The organism is Labilibaculum euxinicum (assembly GCF_009795715.1).
GTDB classification, from domain to species: domain Bacteria; phylum Bacteroidota; class Bacteroidia; order Bacteroidales; family Marinifilaceae; genus Labilibaculum; species Labilibaculum euxinus.
On sequence record NZ_WTCR01000008.1, the window covers coordinates 221,083 to 246,786 of the forward strand.

21 protein-coding genes and 1 rRNA gene are annotated in these 25,704 nt (G+C 36.4%); 5 read left to right on the forward strand and 17 right to left on the reverse strand.

The features are described 5' to 3' along the window. Nucleotides 1-174: 174 nt before the first annotated feature. From gcvP to thpR, 3 genes are all read right to left on the reverse strand, one after another. On the reverse strand, nucleotides 175-3,066 hold the full coding sequence (gene gcvP, locus GQR60_RS12550) for an aminomethyl-transferring glycine dehydrogenase (RefSeq protein WP_124993253.1): 2,892 nt from the start codon (nucleotides 3,064-3,066) through the stop codon (nucleotides 175-177). Between the two features lie 260 nt (nucleotides 3,067-3,326). Beyond that, the gene (locus tag GQR60_RS12555) at nucleotides 3,327-3,977 is read right to left on the reverse strand and encodes an MBL fold metallo-hydrolase (RefSeq protein WP_156196723.1); all 651 of its coding nucleotides are present in this window, start codon (nucleotides 3,975-3,977) and stop codon (nucleotides 3,327-3,329) included. A gap of 123 nt (nucleotides 3,978-4,100) precedes the next feature. Then, a complete protein-coding gene (thpR, locus tag GQR60_RS12560) occupies nucleotides 4,101-4,676 on the reverse strand; it encodes an RNA 2',3'-cyclic phosphodiesterase (protein WP_124993254.1) in 576 nt (191 codons plus the stop codon). 123 nt (nucleotides 4,677-4,799) lie between these two features. Between thpR and elbB the strand changes: the two genes are divergently transcribed. Both elbB and GQR60_RS12570 read left to right on the forward strand, forming a co-directional pair. Then, the gene (gene elbB / locus GQR60_RS12565) at nucleotides 4,800-5,453 is read left to right on the forward strand and encodes an isoprenoid biosynthesis glyoxalase ElbB (protein ID WP_124993255.1); all 654 of its coding nucleotides are present in this window, start codon (nucleotides 4,800-4,802) and stop codon (nucleotides 5,451-5,453) included. Nucleotides 5,454-5,506: 53 nt separating this feature from the next. After that, on the forward strand, nucleotides 5,507-6,067 hold the full coding sequence (locus GQR60_RS12570; protein WP_124993256.1) for a hypothetical protein: 561 nt from the start codon (nucleotides 5,507-5,509) through the stop codon (nucleotides 6,065-6,067). A 6-nt stretch (nucleotides 6,068-6,073) separates the two neighbouring features. On the opposite strand, the gene GQR60_RS12575 is transcribed toward GQR60_RS12570, so the two are convergent. The 3 genes from GQR60_RS12575 to GQR60_RS12585 form a co-directional block, all read right to left on the reverse strand. Then, on the reverse strand, nucleotides 6,074-7,171 hold the full coding sequence (locus GQR60_RS12575) for a TIGR04133 family radical SAM/SPASM protein (protein WP_124993257.1): 1,098 nt from the start codon (nucleotides 7,169-7,171) through the stop codon (nucleotides 6,074-6,076). Beyond that, nucleotides 7,171-7,617, reverse strand: coding sequence for a radical SAM-associated putative lipoprotein (locus GQR60_RS12580; RefSeq protein ID WP_160463475.1), 447 nt, complete (start codon nucleotides 7,615-7,617; stop codon nucleotides 7,171-7,173). Before GQR60_RS12580 ends, GQR60_RS12575 begins: the two co-directional genes overlap by 1 nt. Nucleotides 7,618-7,909: 292 nt before the next feature. After that, complete coding sequence (locus GQR60_RS12585) at nucleotides 7,910-8,548, reverse strand: DUF4294 domain-containing protein (RefSeq protein WP_160463476.1); 639 nt, start codon at nucleotides 8,546-8,548, stop codon at nucleotides 7,910-7,912. A gap of 84 nt (nucleotides 8,549-8,632) precedes the next feature. Between GQR60_RS12585 and ggt the strand changes: the two genes are divergently transcribed. Then, a complete protein-coding gene (ggt, locus tag GQR60_RS12590) occupies nucleotides 8,633-10,321 on the forward strand; it encodes a gamma-glutamyltransferase (protein WP_124993261.1) in 1,689 nt (562 codons plus the stop codon). 516 nt (nucleotides 10,322-10,837) lie between these two features. Here the strand turns inward: ggt and GQR60_RS12595 are convergent. The 4 genes from GQR60_RS12595 to GQR60_RS12610 all read right to left on the reverse strand — a co-directional run bounded on the left by GQR60_RS12595 (nucleotide 10,838) and on the right by GQR60_RS12610 (nucleotide 15,363). Then, nucleotides 10,838-12,445, reverse strand: a complete 1,608-nt coding sequence (locus GQR60_RS12595) for a glycoside hydrolase family 43 protein (protein ID WP_124993262.1) — start codon at nucleotides 12,443-12,445, stop codon at nucleotides 10,838-10,840. Nucleotides 12,446-12,633: 188 nt separating this feature from the next. Further along, nucleotides 12,634-13,659 carry an MBL fold metallo-hydrolase gene (locus GQR60_RS12600; protein ID WP_124993264.1) on the reverse strand — a complete coding sequence of 342 codons (1,026 nt, stop codon included), beginning with the start codon at nucleotides 13,657-13,659 and terminating at the stop codon, nucleotides 12,634-12,636. A 3-nt stretch (nucleotides 13,660-13,662) separates the two neighbouring features. Then, complete coding sequence (locus GQR60_RS12605) at nucleotides 13,663-14,355, reverse strand: hypothetical protein (protein ID WP_124993265.1); 693 nt, start codon at nucleotides 14,353-14,355, stop codon at nucleotides 13,663-13,665. Between the two features lie 264 nt (nucleotides 14,356-14,619). Continuing rightward, nucleotides 14,620-15,363: a DUF6261 family protein gene (locus GQR60_RS12610; RefSeq protein ID WP_124993267.1), complete on the reverse strand. Its 744-nt coding sequence runs from the start codon at nucleotides 15,361-15,363 to the stop codon at nucleotides 14,620-14,622. Between the two features lie 1,342 nt (nucleotides 15,364-16,705). Here GQR60_RS12610 and GQR60_RS12615 point away from each other — a divergent pair. Continuing rightward, the gene (locus tag GQR60_RS12615) at nucleotides 16,706-17,995 is read left to right on the forward strand and encodes an arginine deiminase (RefSeq protein WP_124993269.1); all 1,290 of its coding nucleotides are present in this window, start codon (nucleotides 16,706-16,708) and stop codon (nucleotides 17,993-17,995) included. A gap of 98 nt (nucleotides 17,996-18,093) precedes the next feature. Continuing rightward, a complete protein-coding gene (locus GQR60_RS12620; RefSeq protein ID WP_124993270.1) occupies nucleotides 18,094-18,633 on the forward strand; it encodes an RNA methyltransferase in 540 nt (179 codons plus the stop codon). A gap of 2 nt (nucleotides 18,634-18,635) precedes the next feature. Here the strand turns inward: GQR60_RS12620 and GQR60_RS12625 are convergent, their stop codons facing one another. The 7 genes from GQR60_RS12625 to rrf all read right to left on the reverse strand — a co-directional run. Next, complete coding sequence (locus tag GQR60_RS12625) at nucleotides 18,636-19,448, reverse strand: hypothetical protein (RefSeq protein ID WP_124993272.1); 813 nt, start codon at nucleotides 19,446-19,448, stop codon at nucleotides 18,636-18,638. A 138-nt stretch (nucleotides 19,449-19,586) separates the two neighbouring features. Beyond that, the gene (locus GQR60_RS12630; protein ID WP_124993274.1) at nucleotides 19,587-21,311 is read right to left on the reverse strand and encodes a tetratricopeptide repeat protein; all 1,725 of its coding nucleotides are present in this window, start codon (nucleotides 21,309-21,311) and stop codon (nucleotides 19,587-19,589) included. 115 nt (nucleotides 21,312-21,426) lie between these two features. Next, nucleotides 21,427-22,062, reverse strand: coding sequence for a deoxynucleoside kinase (locus GQR60_RS12635; protein ID WP_124993275.1), 636 nt, complete (start codon nucleotides 22,060-22,062; stop codon nucleotides 21,427-21,429). Nucleotides 22,063-22,235: 173 nt separating this feature from the next. Then, complete coding sequence (locus GQR60_RS12640) at nucleotides 22,236-22,724, reverse strand: hypothetical protein (protein ID WP_124993276.1); 489 nt, start codon at nucleotides 22,722-22,724, stop codon at nucleotides 22,236-22,238. A 101-nt stretch (nucleotides 22,725-22,825) separates the two neighbouring features. Continuing rightward, entirely contained in the window at nucleotides 22,826-24,958 is a 2,133-nt protein-coding gene (pnp, locus tag GQR60_RS12645) for a polyribonucleotide nucleotidyltransferase (RefSeq protein WP_124993277.1), read from the reverse strand. 102 nt (nucleotides 24,959-25,060) lie between these two features. Further along, nucleotides 25,061-25,330 (reverse strand): 30S ribosomal protein S15, encoded by a 270-nt coding sequence (gene rpsO / locus GQR60_RS12650; protein WP_101263426.1) that lies wholly within the window; start codon nucleotides 25,328-25,330, stop codon nucleotides 25,061-25,063. A 268-nt stretch (nucleotides 25,331-25,598) separates the two neighbouring features. Next, a 5S ribosomal RNA gene (rrf, locus tag GQR60_RS12655) occupies nucleotides 25,599-25,704 on the reverse strand; the annotation flags it as partial.

A 25,704-nucleotide genomic window follows, 5' to 3' on the forward strand; every position in this document is an offset into this window, starting at 1 on the left:
TTTAATGAATTTATTCAATTCATTATTTTCATAGTTAAATTTTAGGGTTAGTAATAGAACAAAAAGGAGGCCGGGGCAGCCTCCTTTTTTGTGCCCTAAATTTCGATCTTGATTATAAAAAAAAATCCGATGAAAATTAACTCACCGGATTTTAAAATATTTATCTGATATTACTTAGTCAACATCGATATGTTCTTCCAAATAAGCTTCTAATGGTGCACATGTACACATTAGGTTCCTATCGCCAAAAGCATCATCAACACGAGCAACCGAAGGCCAAAATTTATTATCAGCAACCCAACTTAATGGATAAGCTGCTTTTTGACGATTGTATGTATGATTCCACTCATCAGCAGTTAATACCCTATGTGTGTGTGGTGCATTTTTCAATACATTGTCAGAAACATCAGCAACACCATCTTCAATCTCTTTCATTTCTTCATTGATTTTCGCCAATGCCTCAATGAAACGATCCATCTCTTCCAATGGCTCACTTTCGGTTGGTTCAACCATTAATGTACCATGAACAGGAAAAGATAATGTTGGAGCGTGAAACCCATAATCCATCAATCGCTTAGCGATATCGGTATCGGTAATTCCTACAGATTTATTGAACTCGCGGCAGTCAAAAATCATTTCATGACCAACGCGCCCTTTTGCTCCCTTATATAAAATTTTGAAACCTAATTTCTCAAAAGAGGAAGCTAGGTAATTGGCATTCAAAATTGCCGTTTTTGTAACTTGCTCCAAGCCTTCAGCGCCTAACATGGCAATGTATCCATAGGTAATTGGCAATACACTTGCAGATCCAAACGGAGCTGCTGCCACTGCAGTAATTGCATTTTCGCCACCGGTTTTCACAAATTTGTGAGAAGGCAAGAATTGCACCAAATGTTCAGCCACAGCTATTGGACCAACACCAGGTCCACCGCCACCATGAGGAATTGCAAATGTTTTATGAAGATTTAAATGACAAACATCAGCACCAATTGTACCCGGATTTGTTAGACCAACCTGAGCATTCATATTCGCTCCATCCATGTAAACCTGTCCTCCGTTTTCATGAATCAGATTCATCATCGCCTTAATACCTGTTTCGAACACACCATGTGTTGACGGATAGGTGATCATGTATGCACACAAATCATCTTTATGCTTTTCTGCTTTCGCTTTTAAGTCCTCAAATTCTACGTTTCCGTTTTCATCGCAGTTTACAATCACAACTTTCATTCCAGCCATTGTAACCGAGGCAGGATTTGTTCCATGTGCTGATGAAGGAATTAAAACCACATTTCGATGGCCTTCACCTCTTGATATATGATATTCGCGAATCACCATTAATCCTGTATACTCACCGGCAGCACCTGAATTTGGTTGTAAAGTACAACCTGCAAATCCGGTAATAACCGAAAGCCATTTTTCAAGATCTTCAATGATTTCCTTGTAACCCAAAGCCTGATCAGCAGGAACAAACGGATGAATTCCACCAATCTCCGGCCAGCTAATTGGCAGCATTTCCACTGCAGCATTCAGCTTCATTGTACACGATCCCAAAGAAATCATAGATGTATTCAGTCCAATATCTTTCTTTTCCAAGCTTTTAATGTAACGCATCAAAGCGGTTTCGGAACGGTAACGTTTAAATACATCCAGAGTTAGAAATTCACTTGTTCTTGCATATTTTGAATCGAATGAAATTTTATCTTCAATACCCTCCACAACAACTTCATTTTTACCTGCTGCTTTTGAGAAAATGGTAAGAACAGCACTTAATTCCTCTGCGCTAATTTTCTCGTCAATTGAAATACCAATTGTGGTATCGTTAATGTAATAGAAATTGAATTCGGCCTGCAATGCAGCTTTGTGAATTTCCTCAACAGAAACCCCGGCAGGAACTATAACCTGCAAAGTATCAAAGAAGTTGTCAACAGTTTGTTGATAACCCAAGGATTTTAATCCTTCGGAAAGAATGCCTGCAGCAGAATGAATGTGCATTGCAATTCTCTTCAAACCTTCCTGACCGTGATAAACACCATAAAAACCAGCCATTGTAGCTAACAAGGCTTGCGCTGTACAGATATTAGAGGTTGCTTTTTCACGTTTAATATGCTGTTCGCGGGTTTGCAAAGCCAAACGCAAAGCATTGTTTCCCTGAGCATCCTTGGTTACACCAATAATACGTCCGGGAATACTTCTTTTGTAAGCTTCGCGGCAAGCCATATATGCTGCATGAGGTCCGCCATATCCCATTGGAACACCAAAACGTTGAGATGAACCGACAACAATATCAGCACCCCACTCACCTGGAGGTGTTAGCAACACCAAACTCATTAAATCAGCAGATACAGCAACCAATGCTTCAGCCTGATGAGCACGCTCAACAAAAGCTGCATAATCTTGAATACTACCGTTTGAAGCCGGATATTGAACTATGGCTCCAAAAACCTGATCAGTAAATTCAAATGTATTGAAATCACCAACAACAAGCTCTATTCCCAGAGGAGTTGCACGAGTAGTTAAAACGTCAAGAGTATGAGCAAAAACATTCTTATCAACAAAAAACTGATTTGAATCAGCCTTTTTCTTAGCGCGGGAACGAAGAGCCTGCATCATATACATTGACTCTCCCACAGCAGTTGCTTCATCTAAAAGAGAACTATTAGCCAGTTCCATTTTGGTTAAATCCAAAATCATAGTCTGGAAGTTCAATAAAGCTTCCAATCTACCCTGTGATACTTCTGCCTGATAAGGTGTATAAGGGGTATACCATCCTGGATTTTCCAATACATTTCGCTGAATAGCGGCCGGAGTAATGGTATCGTAATACCCTTGTCCTATGAATGTTCGGAATACTTTGTTTTTAGCAGCAATTCCTTTAATCTTCGAAAAATATTCGTATTCTGATAATGCTTTTGGAAGGTCTAATGCTTTTTCCAAACGAATATCTGAAGGGATTGTTTCATCAATCAGGGCTTCCAGAGAAGGAGCACCAACAGTTTCCAACATTGTTTTAATATCGCCATTACGAGGTCCAATGTGACGGGAAACAAACTTTTCAGTTGCCATATTGTTGTTTAAATTAGGTGTTGTTTATAAAATATTTGTGTCCGTAAAAGTAGTAAAAGATTTAAATTTACGAGGAGGTTGAACCCTGAATTTAATCACAGTTATCCAACATTCTCATATCCAACAACAATTCATCTTAACAAATTGTTTTATAGAACGATACAAACATGATTTTTATCACATTTACAACCTGTTCCGAAGTCTGTTTTGGATACAAAAAAACCCCATATTAAAATGGGGTTTAGAATATTTTAATTGATTTAACTCAATCCTTTTAAAAACAAATTCTTAGATCTCTCGTGTCCGATAGAAGTTGCCGGCCCATGCCCGGGATAAACACAAACTTCATCGTCAAGAACCAAAAGTTTAGTTCTGATTCCTTCAATTAATTGCTCGTAATTTCCGTAAGGTAAATCTGTTCGCCCAATACTTTCGCGGAATAAAACATCACCCGCAATTAAAAATTTTTGTTCCTCATTGTAAAACACCACATGACCAGGCGAATGTCCGGGAACATGAATCACTTTCAACTCCGAATTTCCAAATTTAATAATGTCACCTTCCTTAATCAGCTTACCAATAGGAGGTGGCTCCACCACATTTTCCAATCCTAATCGAACTCCGTAATTAGGAGCTTCAGCCAACAAAAATTCATCATCCTTATGAGCTTCAGTAAGTAATCCAAACTGATCTTTCATAAATTGATTGCCCAAAACATGATCGATATGCAAATGTGTATTCAACTGTTTTACCAGTTTCAGCCCTTTCTTTTCAACAAAATCAATCAGCTTTCTGCCTTCGTCTTTAAAAAAAACACCACAGTCAATCAAGACTGCCTCCCCTGTTTCATCATGCAATATGTATGTGTTTTCCTGCCAGTGATTAAACACCAATGTTTCTATCGTAATCATATTCGAATATTTTTAAGTAGCCCAAATTTACATTTAATCATTAATTTAAAAAATCCTGATGAAAGGAAAATTTAAAAGCCGTTTGTAATTATTTATTTCAACACTTTACAAATGAAAAACAACTCACACATTCTGATTTTTCAAGCTAAAAATTTCCAAAACCTTATAAACAGGTCCTTGTTGTGTTAAAAGACTTTCCATCAAAACAAATTCAGTAATTAGCAACTCACTATCCTGCCAATCTTTCCATTTCAGTAAGCATTCTTTTATCCTTTCCGGATTTTCAACTCCTCCTTTAATTCGGCCAATGGTGAGATGAGGAGTATATTTATAATCGTCGGTTACTTTTTCATTTTTAAGTTGAATTAAAATTTTCATTTGCAGTTCATATAAGCTCGAAGTCGAATTAATGCCAGCCCATAAAATTCTTGGGTGCTCTATTGAAGGAAAAGCGCCGAGCGATTTTAAATTCAACCTAAAAACATCAAAATCAGCTCCAATCATCTTCAATTTATCCATAATCGCAGCCATTTCCTCCATACCGGTCTCTCCCAGAAAAAGAAGCGTAATGTGAAGTCCGTTTTTATCGACCCATTTTATTCTTTCTTCATCTAAATCAACTCCAACTTGACGAAAAAGCTCATTAATTTGATGTGTATTATCTATCTTTATTGCAACAAATATACGTTTCGTCTTCATTCTTATAATTTGTATTTATAAAAATGGAATTAGTTCAGGCTAATTCCGCAATGAAATATAAAGAACAGATATTCGTTTATTTAAAACAAACATCATAAACCGTAAAATTAAAAGTTTCTAAAAATGAATTCAAAGAAAAAATTTGCAGTTGTTCTAGCAGGATCAGGTGTCTATGATGGTTCTGAAATTCATGAAGCAACCTTAGCCTTATATTCTATTTCAAAAAACGGAGGAAGCTACCAGATTTTTGCTCCAAACGTCAATCAATATCATGTAATTAACCATATTACAGGTAAAGAAATGTCCGAAACAAGAAATGTATTGGTCGAGGCTGCTCGAATTGCACGGGGAAATATCAAAGATCTAAAAGAATTTTCAGCCGATGAGTTTGATGCCATTCTTTTTCCCGGCGGATTTGGCGTAGCAAAAAATTTATGCACATTTGCTTTCGCGGGTGCCGAATGTGAGGTAAATCCTGATGTTGCATCGGCTATAAAGGCAATGCACAAAGCAAAAAAGCCAATCGGTGCCTTATGCATCTCTCCTGCCCTTATTGTAAAAGTTCTGGGAGATGTAGAAGTTACCATTGGCGAAGACGAAGGAACTGCTGAAGCAATTTCTAAAATGGGGGCAACTCATGTTACAACAACTCACGGTGAAATTGTATTTGATAAAGAGAATAAAATTGTGACAACTCCTTGCTATATGCTTGATGCAACAATTGCTCAAATTGGTGATGGAGCAGACAATGTAGTGAAAACAATTATGGCATTATAAATTAGGTGTTGGCTTATAGCGGCAAGCTTTTGGCCAACATCATATTTCCTACTATGAAAAATCGCAATACCAAAGATGCAGCCGAAAATCACATCTATCCTTTCATCCTTTCCAATTTAATCCTCTTTGTTGCTATTTTCTTCTCCTTAAATTCTGCCGGTGAGGCAGCAATTCTTTTGTACAGCATGGCTCTGAATCTCTTCACCAATTGGTTGATTTTCTATTCATCACAAAAAAAGAAATTGATTCATTTTTCTGAGTACTACAACAACATAATTATAGGGATATTTTGCATTGCCTCCTTTTTACCGGTTTTTTTCCTAATACTGCCTGTACTTCTTTTTCCTGAAATCTCCAGCTTTATTTTACTTATCTCAAGCCTGTTAATTTCTTTCCTGCTCAAAAAAATCATCATTGAAAAATATAACTGGGAAAGAAAGGCTGAGCAATACATGAACCTGTACAGAATGAATATCGAAGAAAAAAAAGAACAAGCCTTTGAAGATTTAAAGAAGTTTATCGAGGAATCGGGGCACAATAAGTTTGCTGACTACTTAGAGAAAAACCAGATGTTTGATCGCAGAATGGAGGAATATTTAAGCACTAAACGTTAAGGAAAGCTACATTTTACAGGCTTCTTCGCCTTCTTTTATTCTATTTAAATGACAGAATAACAATTTCCCGGTTTTTTCATCACGTAAGTGCATACCGTTCCCTTCGCAATATTTAAACGAACTGCAATCGGAACATTCGCCTGTCTTCATCCAACTTCTATCTCTGTAGATAGAATATTCATTCTCCCAGGTTGTCTTAAAGCTATTTTGATAGATATTTCCCTGCGAAAAGTTATCCCGAAGATTTGGACATGCCGAGATAGAACCGTCTATCAGAACAGAGGCTACATTAATACCCGCCCGGCAGAAAAACAAGTTGTCCCGAACTTCGCCTTCGTAATTTCCCAAAAAACCCTCGCAACCGTAGTTCAATTTGATGTCGCCTTTTTTTCTTTCCCTGGCAATAAAATCGAACAAACTTTTAAATTGTACCGGGTTCAATTGCAATTCGCTATTTTCCTTTGCCCTCCCTATTGGGAAAACCGTGAATAGCCGCCATTCTTTAACCCCTTTGGATAAAAGCAACTCCTTGATCTGGTCTAACTCATTAAAATTCTTTTGATTCACACAGGTAACTACATCAAATTTAAGATCTTCCGCTTCGGCCAAAAGCCCAATAGCCTTTACTGCATTTTCAAAACTTTTTGGATTCCCTCTCAACCAATTGTGCGAATTCTCCAATCCATCCAAACTAATGGTAACGGCACGCAAACCAGCTTGCAAAAGAGATTGCAATCTTTTGGAAGTAAGATGAAATCCATTGGAAACCATTCCCCAAGGAAATCCCCTCTCATACAATTGTTTTCCACAAATTTCCAAATCAGTTCGAACCAACGGTTCTCCACCTGTTAAAACAATCATGGTTTTATTTGGCTCTACAATGCCGGATACATCATCAATAGCACCAATAAAATCGGAAATGGGCATATCTTTTACCAAGGCTTCTTTTTTACAATCGCTGCCGCAATGCAAACAATTCAAATTGCAGCGCAAGGTACATTCCCAAAATATATAATTGAGCTGATGCAGCTTTTTTGCATTGTCCCGGTATTTTCTAAAAAGTTCAAGAGCTATTTTTTTGCGTAACGAGAGTTTCGAATTCATTATTTGTCCTCTGATAGTTCAATATTTACTTCCTTTTTCGTTTCCCCAAGATCCCAAGATCCTGTACTGTTTTCAAACTGAGGATCCTTAAACTCTACAATACTGTCTTTTAAAAGGTAACTGCCATTAGTACTGCCATCAATATCTTCGTACCGAACTGTGAAATTTTGATCCTGAGGAAATTCAACAACCTGTATGGCGTATTCTCCCTTTTCATCCGTATAAGTAGAATCGTACTGCATTTTCACTTTAATATTAGGTATCGCCACCTTACTTTCAGAAGTAACTGTTCCGTAAATTTTAAAGGTTGCATGAGGAGTTCCATACTCAACAGCACCATTTCCACCACCATCGCATCCGGTAAAGGAAATTGTACCCCCTATGCCCATAATGGATAAAAGAACGGCAATTAATTTGTTGTACTTCTTCAATACTTTCTTTCTCATAACATTAAGCTTTAATTGTCTGATGCAGAACCATACAAAAGGTTGCTTCCAATTCACGAAACCATGAGTATTAACTGCGAAGAATCGCCATTCTATTGGCCCTTCGTCTCTGTGAGGCTCCCTTCGCATAAAGCAGACCTTCCTTCGTGCCTGTGACCCGCCCTTCGGAAGAATTATCCAAATCTTCGCACCTGTGACCCGCCCTTCGCAAAAGTGAGTCGCCCTTCGGCCCTGTGACCCTCCCTTCGCAAAAGTAAACGCTCTTCCCGGGGGTTTCAGAAGGTTTTTAATTTTAATTGATTCTCCTCACAGGCAATTTTCCCGGAGGCAGCAATTCGCCGCGTTTCATTCTGTCGAGTATTTCTTCAATCATCCAATCGTTGCCAAAAGGATCGTATTCTGCTTTTAGCGATGAACCAAACATCACAGCCACCGATTGCCAAAATATTGCTGTAAACGATCCTTTCAACTCTTTTAAATGATTGTAGCTGGTGTTTCCGGTTTCCCGATCGATTAATTTCATCAACAATTTGCCTTGCGAAATTTTGAGTTTCATCAGAGGTTTTTTGTAATCTTTCATCAAGCCATTGTATTCTTTTCGGATGAGTTTACGGCGTTCTTTTTTGTTGTCAATTCCTTCTAGATCTTTGGTAAGCTTCCCGATGGTTTCATTGGCTGCCTCGGCATAAGGATAAACGATACGAATATTTCGAACCATCCGCCAATACTGCCGGGTATTTTGATAGTGTTTTCTTCTCTTTTTTTTGTAACGCAAAATTTTAACCTCGTCGAGATTTACATGCAAATTGGTATCGAGGAAAACGACAGTGTCTTGTTGTGAAAATGAGCGAATACTGCACAACTCCTTTGCTGATGCCGAACCTGCAAAAGCAAACAAAATTACGAAACCTATTTTAAACCATCCTGCCATATCCATAATTCCTATTCAAAGATAATCTTTCCTATCTTTAAGTGTATTCTCAAGCAATAACTAATCCATAAAAATCCCTGTAAAATGAAAAAGTCTTTTCTCCTCTGCTTACTATCACTCTTCGCATTGGCAATATTTTCTCAAGACCGGGTTACCGGACTTAATTTTGCAACAAGATCTGAAGTTATCGCACAAAACGGGATGGCCTGCACCAGTCAGCCACTAGCCACTCAAGTTGCACTCGATATACTAAAAGCCGGAGGAAATGCAATTGATGCCGCGATTGCAGCCAATGCCACTTTAGGACTAATGGAGCCTACCGGAAATGGAATTGGCGGGGATATTTTCATCATTTTATGGGATGCAAAAACTAAAAAATTATATGGTTTAAATGGAAGCGGACGTTCCCCAAAATCGCTAAGTCTGGAATATTTCAAGGAAAATAACTACTCTGCTATCCCATCATTTGGAGCCTTGCCCGTTTCAGTTCCCGGTTGTGTTGATGGATGGTTTACCGTGCATAACAGGTTTGGGAAAATGGATATGGAACAAATTCTAAATCCAGCAATTCAATATGCCAGAAATGGCTTTCCGGTAAGCGAACTTATTGCTTACTATATGAATGCCAGTGCCAATCGATTAATGAAATACAAAGGATTTTCGGAAACATACATGCCAAATGGAAAAATGCCTGAAAAGGGTGACATCTTCAAGAACCCATATTTGGCAAATACATTGGAGAAAATAGCAAAAAACGGCCGCGATGCATTCTACAAAGGTGATATTGCCAAAACCATTGCAAAATATATGAAAGAGCAAGGTGGCTTTCTTTCTTACGATGATTTGGCCTCGCACAAATCGGAATGGGTTGATCCCATATCTATAAATTACCGGGGATATGATATTTGGGAACTACCACCCAACGGACAAGGCACAGCGGCTCTTCAAATGCTAAATATTCTCGAAGAATATGACATCGCACAAATGGGATTTGGAAGCAGTGATTACCTGCATACTTTTATTGAAGCTAAAAAACTGGCCTTCGAGGATAGAGCAAAATACTACTGCGACCCTGATTTTTCGAAAATTCCATTAAAAGAGTTGATTTCGAAAGAATATGCATTGGAGAGAAAAGCTTTAATTGATCCCAACAAATCAGCCAAAAGCTATCCTGCCGGTGAACTGGAACAGGGCAATACCATTTACCTGACTGTAGCTGATAAAGAGGGCAACATGGTTTCTTTAATACAGAGTAACTACCGGGGCATGGGATCAGGAATGACTCCTGATAGTTTGGGATTTGTGTTGCAGGACAGAGGTGAATTATTCAGTCTGGAAGAAGGACATGCCAATGTGTACGAACCCGGGAAACGTCCGTTTCATACAATTATCCCGGCTTTCATTACCAAAAATGGCAAACCATACATCAGTTTTGGTTTAATGGGCGGTGCCATGCAACCACAAGGTCATGCTCAAATTGTTGTTAATTTAATTGATTTTAAAATGAACTTGCAAGAGGCCGGCGATGCAGCAAGAATTCGTCATGATGGCTCGTCGCAACCAACCGGAGGGAAAATGACCGATGGTGGATGGGTAAATTTAGAATCCGGAATATCTTATCAAAGTATTCGTGAGCTGATGGAAAAAGGACACAAAATAAAATATGACATGGGCGGATATGGTGGCTATCAGGCCATTCTTTACGATGAAGAAAGAGCTGTGTATTTTGGTGCCTCGGAATCAAGAAAAGATGGTCAGGCTGCTGGATATTGAATTGGGAATAAGAATAAGCCTATTATTAATTTCACAATATCAGTTGCCTGAAAGCAAAGCAATAAATGTTTTGCATATATACTCTTACCCAATTGATATTATTTATTTTATGTGGCTAAAGCCTATTTATTAATTTCACTATATCAGTTGCTTAAAAGCAACTGCAATAGATATTTGCCTTTCGCTTTATCCTACTGCTTCAATCATTTTAATTCATTGCTTAAAAACAATTGCAATAGATGTTCAGCTTTGTTCATTACATCAGTAAATACTTTGTGTTTTTTATCTATTGCAGTTTGGCTTTAGCCAACTGAATTTAAAATATTCCCAGTGTTTTGCTTTAGCATCATCTTACTTTTTCAAACTCCTGCTAGCACAAGCTTGTAGCGGGGTGATGATTGTCTTCTTTTCCAGTCTAAAAGAACGCGATACAATCGCGCACTAGCGGGGGCTACAAACCTTGATATTTACCACATCGCGCCATTACTTATACAAATGTGTGTGTGCACCGGCGGTTTATCTTTCGTCAATTCGGAAATAATCAAAATCGACATTTCCTCCAATTTCTTTTGTGGCATAATTAAAGAGTCCAAAGCGGTAGCCCATAAAGTGTTTTGGCCAAGAATAAACCATTTGTAATGAGGCCCCTATTTTCTTCCATTTTTTTCCATCTAAACTGTAATAAAAATAAGCTTTATCTATTTCAAAATCAATTGCGATTTTGAAATAGACTTGTTCTTGAGTTAATGGTACTTGCTCAATCACCTTAGATGAAGTAATTATATCATTTAAATTGATAATGCCTTGTTTTTCATTTTTTTCTTTTGCTCCAAGGTTTGTCTGAACCTGAACAATCATAGTTTTATTATTTTCCTTTTTGACGCCTACGTAACCATATTTATTTTGTAGAGCAATTAGACCACCAATGTCTCCATTTTTCATATTACTGACATTTACTAAGGTTGATCCCGAACATTTAGGTCCAAATGTTCGCTGGGTTAAAATATTTTTAGCACATAGCACATTCGTATCAATACGACTTGTTGTGATACGTAAACGTCCCGGATTTTGAAGAACATCCCAATTTTTATTATCAGGATTATGGTTCCATTGCCACGCAAGAGGAAGTTTAGGATCGTTTTGCTTTCGTTCGAACTCATCAGAAGCCACAATACCGGATATACAATCAGAATTATCAGGGAGATTTAGGTGCTCAGGAACCTTGCCTTCATTTCCCAGAACTGGCCATCCGTCTTCCCATTTTACAGGTACAAGATAAGGAACACGCCCAACAGCCCCTCTATCACCAAAAAGCATAGCGTACCAATCTCCATCAGGTGTATCAATTAAACCTCCCTGCGCTACATCTTTATACTGAAGAGCCAAACGACCTTCGTAAGGTCCTGTAATCTTGTCAGCACGATGAATAATAACCGATCGTGACCAGCGGCTTTTTGGTGAGGCAATATTAAAAAGATAATATTTTCCGTTTATTTTCTGTAACTGACAACCTTCCCCAGGAAGTCCACCAACTTCATCTTCTCCAAATATCAAATTAACATTTTCAATAATTACCTTATTAATCCCATTAGGTTTAATTCCTGATGCATCGGGAAGTAATTCAATTAGTTTAATTTCACCTCCTCCATAGAGCATGTATACGCGTCCATCATCGTCGAAAAACAGTGAATTATCATGAAGAACAGGCGCAAAGGAGAAAGCTTCCCATGGTCCAGTTTCAGCATCCTTAGTTTTGTAAACATGTGTTTTTCCTGAAGTGGCAGAAAAAGTTGATACATAAAACATCCCTTTGTGATAACGAAGACTACTTGCCCAAGAACCATATCCGTATGCTTCTTGACCGTTTTCCATATTCATTTTATCATTTTCAACTAATCGATCATATGCGTAGCTTACTATTTCCCAGTTTACCAAATCCTTTGATTTCATAATTGGAACTCCAGGGCTCATATGCATTGTGGTACTGCTCATATAGTATGTGTCATTCACACGAATAACACTTACATCAGGAACATCGGCCCAGATAATAGGGTTTTGAGCTAATTGAGCCGAAATGTTGGTCAAACCCAAATAAAATAAGGTTAAAAAAAATGCTATTCTCATTTTTATAATATTTTTTGCGTGTTAAATTTTCAGTCGCTGTTCCGCTTGTGCCAAACGGTAAATTGTATGAATAGTGGCAGATTACGGGCTTCATTCCTGTCAAATTACAAGAACGTTGAAGCGGGCGACAACCTTCGAAATCACTACTGTTTCGGCTATTATTTTTATACATTGTTGTATGCTGGCTTTTATAAAGGGTTTGCTGAACTCCAATTCCTTTCTGGAAATAAATTAGACTTTGAATTTATATGTTTGGTACCTCCCTTATGAGTACTATAAACTTTTGTCGACTCCAAATTCTTTTTAATACAACTTATTACAGCTTTACGTGGGTGCTTTTTATTCCCACTTGCTGATACCCAATATTGCTTTGGATTTAGTTTACTAAGCCAATTGGTATTTACACTTCTTCTACTACCATGATGTGGTAATTGACAAATATGGAAATTAGTCATATCAAAACCATTTGATTCAGCTGATTCAAATGAGTCAACACCTGCATCTGATGTAAACAAGTATTTTCGATTTGATGTATCTGTAAATTGGGTAAGAACAGAGGTTAAATTTTCAGCAGATGTGTCATTTTGCTCATCAAGTACGACACAAGGTTTTAACCCTTCTTCAACTTCATTTATTTCTGCTTCAGTTATTATATTTGTTTCGTTTGCCTTAAGTATATCTAAGTTTGTAAAATGCGCCAACTGTTCAAGATAAAATTCCTTAGACGGTCCGACAAAACTGAATATATTATGGTCAAGTTTAGTGTCAGAAAAAGCTGGGATTGGAGTAATTCCATTTTCCTCTAATACTTTAGATAAATTCTTTGCATCTTGAATTGATTCAAATACTTTTTTAACTTTTTTATTAGTTTTTCCTATTGATTCGTTTAGTAATCCTAAGTTTTGCCAAACAACATCATCAATGTAATCTATGGGGTTATTATAATAGAATCTTGCAATTCGTCTGCCGAAATAATTAACAAGGTCTATTAATCCTCCAATATGGTCTTTATGAGGATGAGTATTTATCATTAAGATTGGAACTTCTTTGTTAACGTGAGGTGCAATATAGGTTTCATAATGAGATATTATATCCTTCGAATCGTTGGGATTACCTCCATCTATAATGGTGATATAATCATTATTGTTCTCTTTTGACCAAACAATGATGCTGTCAGCATCTTTTAAGTCTATCATGTCTATACTAAAATCCATTTTCTAATTATTTAAATATTGTTCGAATAACACTTTTGCATAATAATGTCCATATCTTTTAACTATTACTTTACTGAATAATATTGGAATTAAGTAGATGATGATTAACACCAAATTCATTTTGAAGGCAAAATCAACACTTGTAATTTGACTAAAATAGTACAAGTTAAATAATGAAATAATTCCAGCGACAGCAGCTCCCCCAACCAAATTTCGCATAAAGCCATATTCAATATTATGCTGCAATAACAACTTATTTTCTCTGGTTGTATTGCGAATCTGAGAAACCGCTGTAATAATTGTTTTACGAGCTTCTAATTCATTCTGATTTTCGGAATCTTCATCCGCCAATGTTATTTTAAAATCGTTAAAGACTTTTAGATACAATCTTCTCTTAATATCTTTTGAAAAGAAGGAGTCAGAATGTAAAAGATAATTTGTCGTTGGCATTTTAATTTCATCTTTGAAAAAAAATCGTTGAAATATTTCCTTTGCAGCAAATCGATTTGTTTGAACCATCAAAAATATTAATGCAACTGAAATAGTTACATCACCTGTCCATGTGAATCCTTGTAAAAAATCGACAAAGCTTTTAGCTTTATCACTAAATCCGAAGAAATATGTACTTAATATCGGAATCGCACATATAATAGTTGGGAATAATCTTGCTTTCAAATAATAGGTATTCTTTTTCATAGTTGGTAGTTCTTTAAGCTTGCATACAACAAATGGCTAAAGTACAATGTACTTTATATCACTTATCTGTTGTTTTTTATAAGTTATTGTTATCCTTTTTGTTATCCGTTAAAATTACGTCTAAAGGACTTTTTATTTTTGCAAGAGATTTTCACTTAGTTGGGTGTGAATCTCTGTTGTTTTACTCGACTCATGTAATAGCAGGCTTTTATTCTTAAACTTGTGTTTTATTAAAAACAAAGTGCATTACATCTCGTGAAGCACTTAGCCGGTAGTTTTACCGGCTACTTCGCTGTCTAGCTTGTTTGTTTTGTAACGGCGTTTTACCAATTCGTTATTTTGATTGATTAACTCGGCAATTGTTTTGGCCGTAGCCTCGTAAGTGGCTGGCTTTACTTTTGCCATGGTGTTCATATAGCCTACCAAATTGGTATTAATCTCAATAACGCCCTCTTTTTTCAATTGACTGGCAGAAGCCAAACTTTTCTTCACACTCTCTCCCTCTGCCTGTTGCAAGGTCACATTTTCAAAATCTTGTTGATTCGCATCCAAAGCAGCAATCGTTTCGGCCACGCCTTTCAAGTTTGCTATAGCTGCCACAACATCGGGCTTGGCTAAATCGTTTAGTAAGGACTCAATATCTGCTGATTTTGCAGCATAATCTTTGTTCTGCATGCTTAAACCATATTGCTCCAATACATTCTCAACCACCAAGGCTGCTTTTTTCATGTCAGCAATAGGAATATGAACATAGCCCTCTACCAATTTAAACAAATCTCTAATTGCCATATTGCGCACGTGGTCTTTCTCTGCCATCTGAGAATAAACTTTCAGTCGTCTTAATGCCTCAATCAGGGAGGTGTTACTAGCACTTATCTTTTCAATTATGGAAGTCAAATACGTATCTGAACTCCAATCAATCTTCACAAATGCTTTTAGAATAAGGCTAAACAATGCACTAATATCGCCATTGCGACTGCTCGGTGTGATTTTCTTAATCAATGCCATGGGTCATCATTATAAAGATTAGTATTTATTGATTATTCAAAATGTCCTCTTTTACTTTATCAATATTAATATTGAGCAAAAAACCAATTTTTGAGGCTTTATCAATATTGATATTTGGTAAATAAACATTTTCTCAGGCTTTATCTCTATTGAAATTGATTAAAAAAACATTTCCTAAACCTTTATCACTATTGATATTGAATGAAAAAACTATTTTTCTTAGCTTACCAAAATTGATATTTATTGAAAGACCAGAATTTGCAATTAGTATCTAATCAATCACTACCCACTCTCCCTAATTTTAACGTAAAAAACATAATGAATGTAGTGCTTTTTTTATTACTGAACAAAATATACAGCAAAGAAAATATTTGGCCACCAATTGCGTCCTAAACGTTTTTTGAGAATAAGTATTAATTACTTCTTTTATAAAAACTTACAGCTCGTGATAATCTTAAGGGGTACAATTTAAGTTAGGTATTTGATTGGCATCTTTTTTAAAGAGCTTTCGTTTTAGTTCAAACCTTTAGTAAGACCGGGAAGCTGAGAACTTGTTCGAAGATCGCCCGTACGCACTTAGGTTTGAATTAAATAAGGAAGTTTTTTAAAAAGCAGCCTTGAATTTCTTTGCTTCGTTTCTTGTTTCAAGACAAGAAATGATGTCGGGTTTGGGCGGAAAGCCCAATTGTTAAAATCAATTAGGACAATATTGTTTGGCAGCTATAAATAGCAGGTAAAACGCCATTGACCGCAGGGAGTGATTTGTGTGGCCAGCAAATTATTTTTCTTATGGATAAGGAAATTGGAACAAAGTGTAGTGAAAATTGCCAGGGAGGGTTAGGTCTGATATTGGTTTTATGAATTATTCAGAGGTTTTGGTTTTATGCCGATTGGATAAATTGGTAGGCAGTATTTATTCAATCGGGTGTTATACCCTATTATAATACAAAGGCTTGCGTTAAGGATTGAAGCGGTTACCCCGCAGACATATCTAAAGCGAAGCGGAAGAATATGGCGGGGAGTAATAGCGGAAAGCCTGACCTGAATTCCCCGAAACAATTGTTTCGGGGAATTCAGGAAACGCCAAAAAACCAATAATTTAAATGTGTCTGCATTCTGCCGTCAATATCAACACTACATTACATAACACGCAAAGTAACTTCCAGATTCAAACTCTTCGTATTGATCATGATCTTAACGATTTCAGACACTGTTAAGGAAAATTGAAATTTACTTAACGCAATCCTTTTCAATGCCCCAAATTTTTCTTTCATTTGCAAATCTAAAATCATGTATTTTTAGACGCAAACAACTATAACAAACGGTACTTTAATTGAGAGGTATGACAAAGTATGTAGAATTAAATGTAAGATCGGAGATTGGAGAATTGGAAGGTGTAATCCTTCACACTCCTGGTTCAGAAGTTGAAAACATGACTCCCGAAAATGCCGAAAGAGCTCTTTACAGTGATATTTTAAACCTATCGGTTGCAAAAGATGAATACAAACAATTAAGCGGTGTTCTTTCTGAAATTTCAGAAACCTATCAGGTTAAAGATTTACTGGCTGATGTGCTTGCAGATGAAAAAGCCAAAGAGAATGTTATTGACCAAATTTCTGCAATGGAACCTCAGATAAGTGTTAAAGGAAACACTTACTGCATAAAAGATTTCCTGCTGGAACAGACACCCCCGGATCTTGCTTCTCTATTAATCGAAGGTGTTCCTTTAAAAAGAGACAACCTGACTAAATTTCTGAGTAAGGAACGATATGCAATGCGGCCACTGCACAATTTTTTCTTCACCAGAGATGCTTCAATGTCAGTTCTGGATGAGGTTCTGATTGGTAAAATGGCCAGTTCGGTTCGCGATAGAGAATCCTTGATTATGCAGGCGATTTTTGATTATACTCCTGGATTTAAAACAAAAACAGTTAATCCGATTGATAATCCTGAAATGGATCCCAATTGTACCATTGAAGGAGGCGATGTATTAATTGCCCGTGAAGACATCATGATTATTGGTAACGGAACCCGCACATCAACTCAGGGTATTGATTTTATTCTGGCTCAGTTACTTTGCCAAAAAGACAAAACACAACGCCATTTATTAATACAGGAGCTGCCAAGTCATCCGGAATCTTTCATTCATTTGGATATGGTATTTACCCTTTTAGATGTTGATAAATGTATGGTTTACGAACCCTTAATTATCCGTCCAAACAAATACCAAACTGTTCACATTGCCATTGAAAACGGAAAAGTGATTTCTATCACCCGTGAAAACAATCTTCTTCAGGCTCTGAAAAAACTTGGAATGGATTTGAAACCTATTTATTGTGGCGGAAACGGAGATCCTTGGAATCAGGAGAGGGAGCAATGGCACAGCGGAGCTAACTTTTTTGCCGTTGGTCCGGGAAAAGTGATTGGTTACGGACGAAACGTTCACACCATGGATGCAATGAATAAAAACGGATTCGAAATTCTTCGTGCAAAAGACATTATTCGTCATAAAGTAGAGCTTTCCGATTACGAAAAATATGTAATAACCCTTGAGGGATCGGAATTGCCACGTGGCGGCGGCGGTGCGCGCTGCATGACTATGCCCGTTCGCCGTAAACCTGTTAACTGGTAACAATTCAAACAAAATAAACGAAAGGAATCTCAAAAGGATTCCTTTTTTTATATTTTTGTAGCCAATTCTATTATTGACCTTATATTCCAATAAAAGCAATGAGAAAACTAAAAAACAGCGAGCTAAACAGAAAAAGCATCGATGAGTTTAAAGAATCTGAAAAAACTCCCATCATTATTGTTTTGGATAATGTAAGAAGCCTGAACAATATTGGTTCTGTTTTTCGTACATCGGATGCACTTTTGGTAGAAGCTGTATATCTTTGTGGAATTACTGCCACACCTCCACACCGCGAATTGCACAAAACTGCTTTAGGAGCGGAAGATTCTGTCTATTGGGAATATTTCGAAAAAACGGAAGATGCTGTTGCGAAATTAAAGAGTAATGGCTTTGATGTTTACTCTGTTGAACAAGCAGAAAACAGCACATCCTTAGAAAATTTCACAATGGATTCCTCAAAGAAATATGCCTTGGTTTTTGGAAATGAAGTAAAAGGTGTTCAACAGAGTATTGTTAGTCTTTCTGAAGGTTGTATAGAAATACCTCAGTTCGGTACCAAGCATTCTTTTAATGTATCTGTAAGCTGTGGAATCGTGCTTTGGGATCTTTTCTCAAAACTAAATTATCAGAAAAAGTAAGCTTATTCCTGAAGATTAAATTCTAAGGTAATAACGGATCCCGGAAATTCTTTTTCATATAATTTTGAAAAGCTTCGGTGCTTCACCTGTTTCCAAACTCCATCGCCTGATAAAATTTGAATTTTACCCTGATTTTGCTTTATAAACTGACGAATAGTATACAATCCAATTCCTTTATGAGCATCTTTTTCTGTTGTATGTCCGTTCTCAACAGCCCACTCGATAGCTCCTACACCATTTAACCTTTTATTAAGAATTTTATTTACGAGCAAACTAAATGGCCGCCCCTGACTTACAATGCTTATTAAAAGCTTCTTATTATAAACAGAATAATAGTGTGCAATAAAAACTTCTTTGCAGTTGCTGTGTGCGAAAGCATTCCGATAAACTTCGGCCACACACAATTGAACAGCCATTTTCAGCTGCTTATTTAATTTCACTTCAGGTCGCTCGGGAAAGATCCTCTTTTCCAAATAATCAGCCAAAGCCTCTTCATCTACCGAAGCAAACTGCTGGCATTTCACAAAACACTTCCATAAATATTTGCGGGCAGAACCATTAATCAGCTTCTTAGAATTAAATAAGTTTTGAATAGGCTCCTGCATATTCACAAGTCGGATTTTATTCTTCCTGCGCTCCAAACCGGCAATAATACTTCCCAATATGGCAAACAAATTGGATTCAATCACCTTAGTGTTTGTAAAATTCAGAACAATTTGCTCCTCAAAGCAACTCTTTGTTTGGTGATGCATTTCCGAAAAGAAAATATAGCCTTGAAAATTGTTTACTACTTTATATGGGAATTGAATTTCCATTCTACAATCAAATTAATTCATTATTTCACTGATAATAGTGAGAAGACGAAGATAAAAAATCTACTGAATAAATGCATTACAAGAATAAAAAAAGCGACCCATAAATGGGTCGCTTCTCAATATTTTAGGAATAATTAATTATTCAACAATAGCTTTGAATTTAGCATCTTCGAAAACTTTAGCAAATTCCATGTCGGTTTTTGCAGCAGCTTTTAAAGAAGCATCTTTAGCAACAGCTGTTTCAAGGTTTGTGAAAACAAGGTTATTGTTATCAGTTCTTGCACCAACAACAGCTTTCAAATAATAAACTATTGCATCATCGCTGGTGTTAGCATTTAGTTTGTCTAAAGCAACATTGTATTTTCCAACAAGGATGTTAGCCAATGCAGCATTAGCAGCAGTACACTCACCAAATTGCTTAACAGCTGTATCGTATTGTGCTTTTTTAACTGCAACAATACCTAAATTGTAATTTACTTCGTTTCCAGCTCCTGTTGCAGCTCCGAAAAGAACTTCAGCTTCGCTTACATTACCGTTTACTAACTCAACAGCACCTAAGTTGTTTTTAACAACAGGATTGTTTGCAGATAGCTGATCAGCTTTTTCAAAGTTAGATTTAGCCTCAGATACTTTATTCATTCCGAATAAGATCATACCAGCATCGTTATAACCTCTCCAATCGTTAGAAAATTGCTTTTTAGCAGCTTCATAAACAGCTAATTTATCTTTAGCAGAATCAACTAATGTAGCAGCAAATAATAATTCTTCAACATTCAATTCAGAAGGGTTGCTTAAAGCAAGAGACTTTAATTCAGCATCAGTTTTTCCAATTAGGTCAACGTTAACAGTAAATTTAGCTCTTCTCAATTTAGGAAGTACTTCTTTTTTAACTTCGTCAAAAGCAGCAGAAATGTTTCTGATTTCTTTTTCACGTACTTCAGGATCTGAATACATTGAAAGAACACGCAAAATCAACTCTTTATCTTGAATATTAGAAGCTTTCATTAATTCCTGGAATCCAGCCCAATCTTCAGGAGTAACTTTGCTTTTAAAGAATTCTTCAGCAGCATAATCACTCATTTTAGCTTTCTTCATTTCTTTTTTAATGTACTTAGAAGAAGAACCTTCACGTTTAGTAGCTAACTTCTCATTAAAATCCTGCTTTCCATCCGGAGATGCATAAGCCGCAACTTCAACACCTTTGTATTCTTTATTCTCATCCATCTTAGCAGCATCCAAATATGCTTTAAGAGCAGTAATGTCATCAGCTTTCATTTCTGACCAACGAACTTGAGCGCTGTTAATCAAGTAATGAAGATCTGCTTCTTTACTTTCAGGAATAATTCTTTGGAAAGCATCTTTTCCAACAATACTACGTGGAGCATTTTGAACCAAAGTAGCAGTAGCGATAACACCATCAGCAACTTTATAAGGATCAAATTCCTGAGACTTATCACCTTTACTTCCAACCATTCTTACTTCAAGGTCAGAAATTCTCATCGCTTGCTCATAAGGGATTTTTCCTGTATAAGTGATTGTTTTACCTGTTTCGTAAGGAACAACTGTATTGTTTCCTTGAACTTTTTCACCTTGCAAAGTTTTTGAAGGGAAAGCTTTCTCTCCTGATTCAAACTTTAAAACCGGAGTTGCAACTAAAACAACATTCTTGTTGAAATACTTTGCAGGAATATTAACAGTGATTTTTACATCAACCATATCTGCATGAGCTTCCAAAACCTCAGGAGTCACTTGATACTTGATGTTACTTGCTTCTTTCTTCATTTTGCTCAATCCTGCACAACTCGTAAGAACTGCAACTGATAACAGCAAAGAAGCTAGGGAAATAACCTTTGATCTTTTCATAACAACTACTTAATTATTTTAACTTTAAACATTATAATCTAGTTCAAAAACAAATTTAAGAAAATTTTATGCAAATTAAATCGATTCGATAATTTTATTTGATATAACAAGGCCTTCAGAGAATAATTCTATTTACCCCCTTTTTGCAGTTAAAATTGAATATCGTATCTGAAACTTTATTGTAATCATCTTGATTATTAACGAAATCGATGCTATTTGTATCTATAACAAGAAAACTAAGTTCCTGTTGTTGTTTAAAGAACCCGAAATAACTATCCTGTATTTTCTGCAAATAATCTGCTGAAATTTCCTGTTCATACTCTCTCCCTCTGCTCTTTATGTTGTTTAAGAGCTTATCTACATTTGAATGAAGATAGACATATAAATCTGGTTTTGGTAAGGAGTTATAAATAATATGAAAAAACTGCCGATACAGACTATACTCATCATCCTTAAGCGTTTGCTTCGAAAAAATCAATGATTTCATAAAGTAATAATCCGCAATAGTAAATGATTTAAATAAATCTCTCTCGCTTAGTTCCTTTTTTAACTGATTGTATCGGTCTGCTAAAAAAGACATCTCCAAAGGAAATGAATACTTATCCGGATCCTTATAAAATTTGGGTAAAAACGGATTATTTGCGAACTGCTCCAAAATGAGCTTCGCATTATATTGTTCAGCAATCTTATGAGAGAGTGAGGTTTTACCAGCACCAATATTTCCTTCTATTACGATAAATTTATAATCCATTAATAGTGAGTTACAGATTTGGAGACATAAAAATAGAAAATGAGGCACAAATATCAGGCTTTTTTATAAAAAAGGAAGAGCCATTGCAAATAAAATAGTAACAATGACTCTTAGCTATAATAAAATTGGAAAAGTCCATCTATTTATTCGAATTTGATATTCTTTTTTTTAGTCTAAATCTGTTTTCCCTCCCGAACTAAAATCCTGTCTTTTCTGCTCCCCAGAACATTTCCGACGAACATTCCAATTCCAGAAGTCAGAAAAAACACTGACGGGTTGAAACTATAAAATATCCCATAAGACAAAAGAAGCCCTAAAACAGCTCCAAGGAATGTGTATGTTGCGGAATAAGTATAAGTGAAATAATGGGCCTGAAAAACTTTATGCTTATCCTTTAAATGCTTTAGCAAGCTTTCAACTTTTTTCTCATATTCACTTTTATTTACGCCTGACTTGTTAATTAATCGATCCAACTCCAGAACGATAGTTTCCAACTCTTTTCGGGCATATTTGCATTCTAAACAACTTTTATCATTGTTTAAGTGCTTTGCTATTCTTTTCAGTTTTTCAATTTGATAAAATCGATAGTCGCGTACTGATATATAAAGATCAATTTGTTCATCAATTTCATTTGAAATTTTGTCTACCCAATTTTCATCCATAAGGCCGATTCTGTTTTAGAAGTTTTAAAGTTAGACATTCAACTAATAACAAAAAAAAATCCCGGAATAAATCCAGGATTTCCAATCATATATTTGATTTTCTATTTCTCCTCTTTCTCAGGCTTAGGCAACAAAGCTTTTCTCGAAAGTTTCAGTTTACCCGACTTAGCGTCAACTTCGATAAGTTTTACCTCAATAATCTGACCTTCTTTCAAAACTTCATCAACTGTATTTAATCTTCTGTGTTCAATTTCAGAAATATGCAGCAAACCATCTTTTCCTGGAAGAACTTCAACAAAAGCACCAAAAGCAACTATTGATTTTACTTTTCCTTTGTAGATTTCTCCAACTTCAGGAATTGCAACAATACCTTTAATACGAGCTAAAGCTGCATCAATTGCTTCTTTATTATTAGCAGAAATATCAACAACACCTTTATTGTCAATTTCCTCAATAACAAGAACAGCACCTGTTGATTCTTGAATTTCTTGAATAATTTTTCCACCTGGTCCGATTACTGCACCGATCATATCTTTTGGAATTTCAATAGATACAATACGCGGAGCATGAGGTTTCAAATCTTCTCTTGGTTCACTAATAGTTTCCTTAATTTTTCCAAGAATATGTAGACGACCCAAACGTGCCTGATCTAATGCTTGAGCTAAAACTTCGTAAGGAAGTCCGTCAACTTTTATATCCATTTGAGTAGCTGTAATACCATCTTTAGTACCAGTTACTTTAAAATCCATATCTCCCAAGTGATCTTCATCACCAAGAATATCAGACAATACAGCATATTTCTCAGCACCTTTTGTTGAGATCAACCCCATCGCAATACCAGTTACCGGATTTTTAATCTTAATACCTGCATCCATCAACGCCAATGTTCCTGCACATACAGTAGCCATTGAAGATGAACCGTTAGATTCCAAGATATCAGAAACTACACGAATTGCATATGGAGAATCGCTAGGAATCATCCCTTTTAAAGCTCTAAAAGCAAGATTTCCATGACCAACTTCTCTACGGCTAATACCACGCGAAGGACGGGCATCTCCAGTTGAAAATGAAGGGAAATTATAATGAAGCACAAATTTCTCTTTTCCTCTGTACAATACATCATCCACCATTTTCTCATCCAACTTAGTCCCTAAAGTAACCGAAGTTAATGATTGTGTTTCACCTCTGGTAAATATAGCAGAACCGTGCGCACCTGGTAAATAATCAATTTCAGACCAGATTGGACGAATTTCGTCAGTCTTACGACCATCTAAACGTACACGATCTTCTAAAACCATTTCTCGAACAGCGTCTTTTTCAACATCGTGATAGTAACGACCAATCAAAGACTTGTTAATCTCTAAAGCGTCTTTACCTTCAGAATATTCAGCGATAAACTCTTCTTTTATTGCACCAAATGCATCAGAACGTTCATGCTTATTTGGGTTTTGTAATCTTGCTGCGGCTAATACCTTAGCATATGTTTTATCCACGATTAACTGACGAAGTTCTTCATCATTAGTTTCGTGACAATATTCTCTTTTAACAGTTTTACCTGTTAGTTCAGCCAACTCAACTTGAACCTGGCATTGAACTTTAATAGCTTCATGACCGAATTTGATAGCTTCCAGCATTTCAGCTTCAGAAATTTCAGACATTTCACCTTCAACCATCATGATGTTATCCATGGTAGCAGCAATAATCATATCAAGATCAGCAGTTTCTAATTCTGTACGAGATGGATTAATTATCATTTTGCCATCGATTCGGGCAACACGAACTTCAGAAATTGGTTCTGAGAATGGAACATCTGATACTGCGATCGCTGCAGATGCAGCTAAGCCTGCAAGAGCGTCAGGCATATCATCGGCATCAACCGAAATAAGGTTAATGGAAACAAAAGTCTCTGCGTGGTAATCTGCAGGGAATAATGGACGTAGAGCACGATCCACAAGACGACAAACAAGAATTTCATAATCTGAAGGTCTGCCTTCACGTTTCATGAAACCTCCAGGAAATCTACCCAATGCGCTGAATTTCTCCTTATATTCAACCGACAAAGGCATAAAATCAACATCCGCTTTTGCATCTTTTGCAGACACAACAGTAGCCAACAACATGGTCTTACCCATTTTAACTACAACAGCTCCATCAGCTTGTTTTGCTAACTTCCCTGTTTCAATTGTGATGGACCTTCCATCACCTAATTCAATTATTTTTTCAATCACTTTCATCTTTGTGTAGTTTATTTCAAACTCTTTTTAGGATAAGCAACAGGATGTCGCTATATATTATAAAAAGCAATCCCGATTACTCGGGATTGCTTTAATATGATATTATTTACGAATATTTAAAGCTTTGATAATAGCTCTGTATCTTTCAATATCTTTTGCTTTTAAGTAATCAAGGAAGTTTCTTCTCTTACCTACTAGCAATTGCAGTGCACGTTGGGTACTGTAATCTTTTCTGTTTTTCTTTAAATGTTCAGTCAAGTGACTGATACGGTATGAAAACAAAGCTACTTGTGATTCTGCAGTCCCAGTATCTTTGTTAGACTTCCCGTACTTCTCGAAAAGCTCTTGCTTTTTCTCTGCTGATAAATACATAATTCTTTTATTTGAAAATTTAAAATTTATATTACTGATTGCCTTATACAATCAGTTCGCAAAATTAAGCAATATTTTCTACAAAGCAAGATATAGCAATAAAAAACATCCATTCAAAATGCTGAATTAATGAAAATTACTTCTATTACAGGCTTATCTGCTATTTCAAATTGTCTCTAAAAAAAGATTTCCTTCCGGGTTTCTCAGCAAAATTAAATTTCAGGCAAAAAAAAAAGAGTCTCATTCCATTGGAACAAGACTCTTTAAAAGTTGGCGTCGACCTACTCTCCCACCAGTTGGCAGTACCATCGGCGCTATCGGGCTTAACTTCTCTGTTCGGAATGGGAAGAGGTGGAACCCCGATGCAATAGACA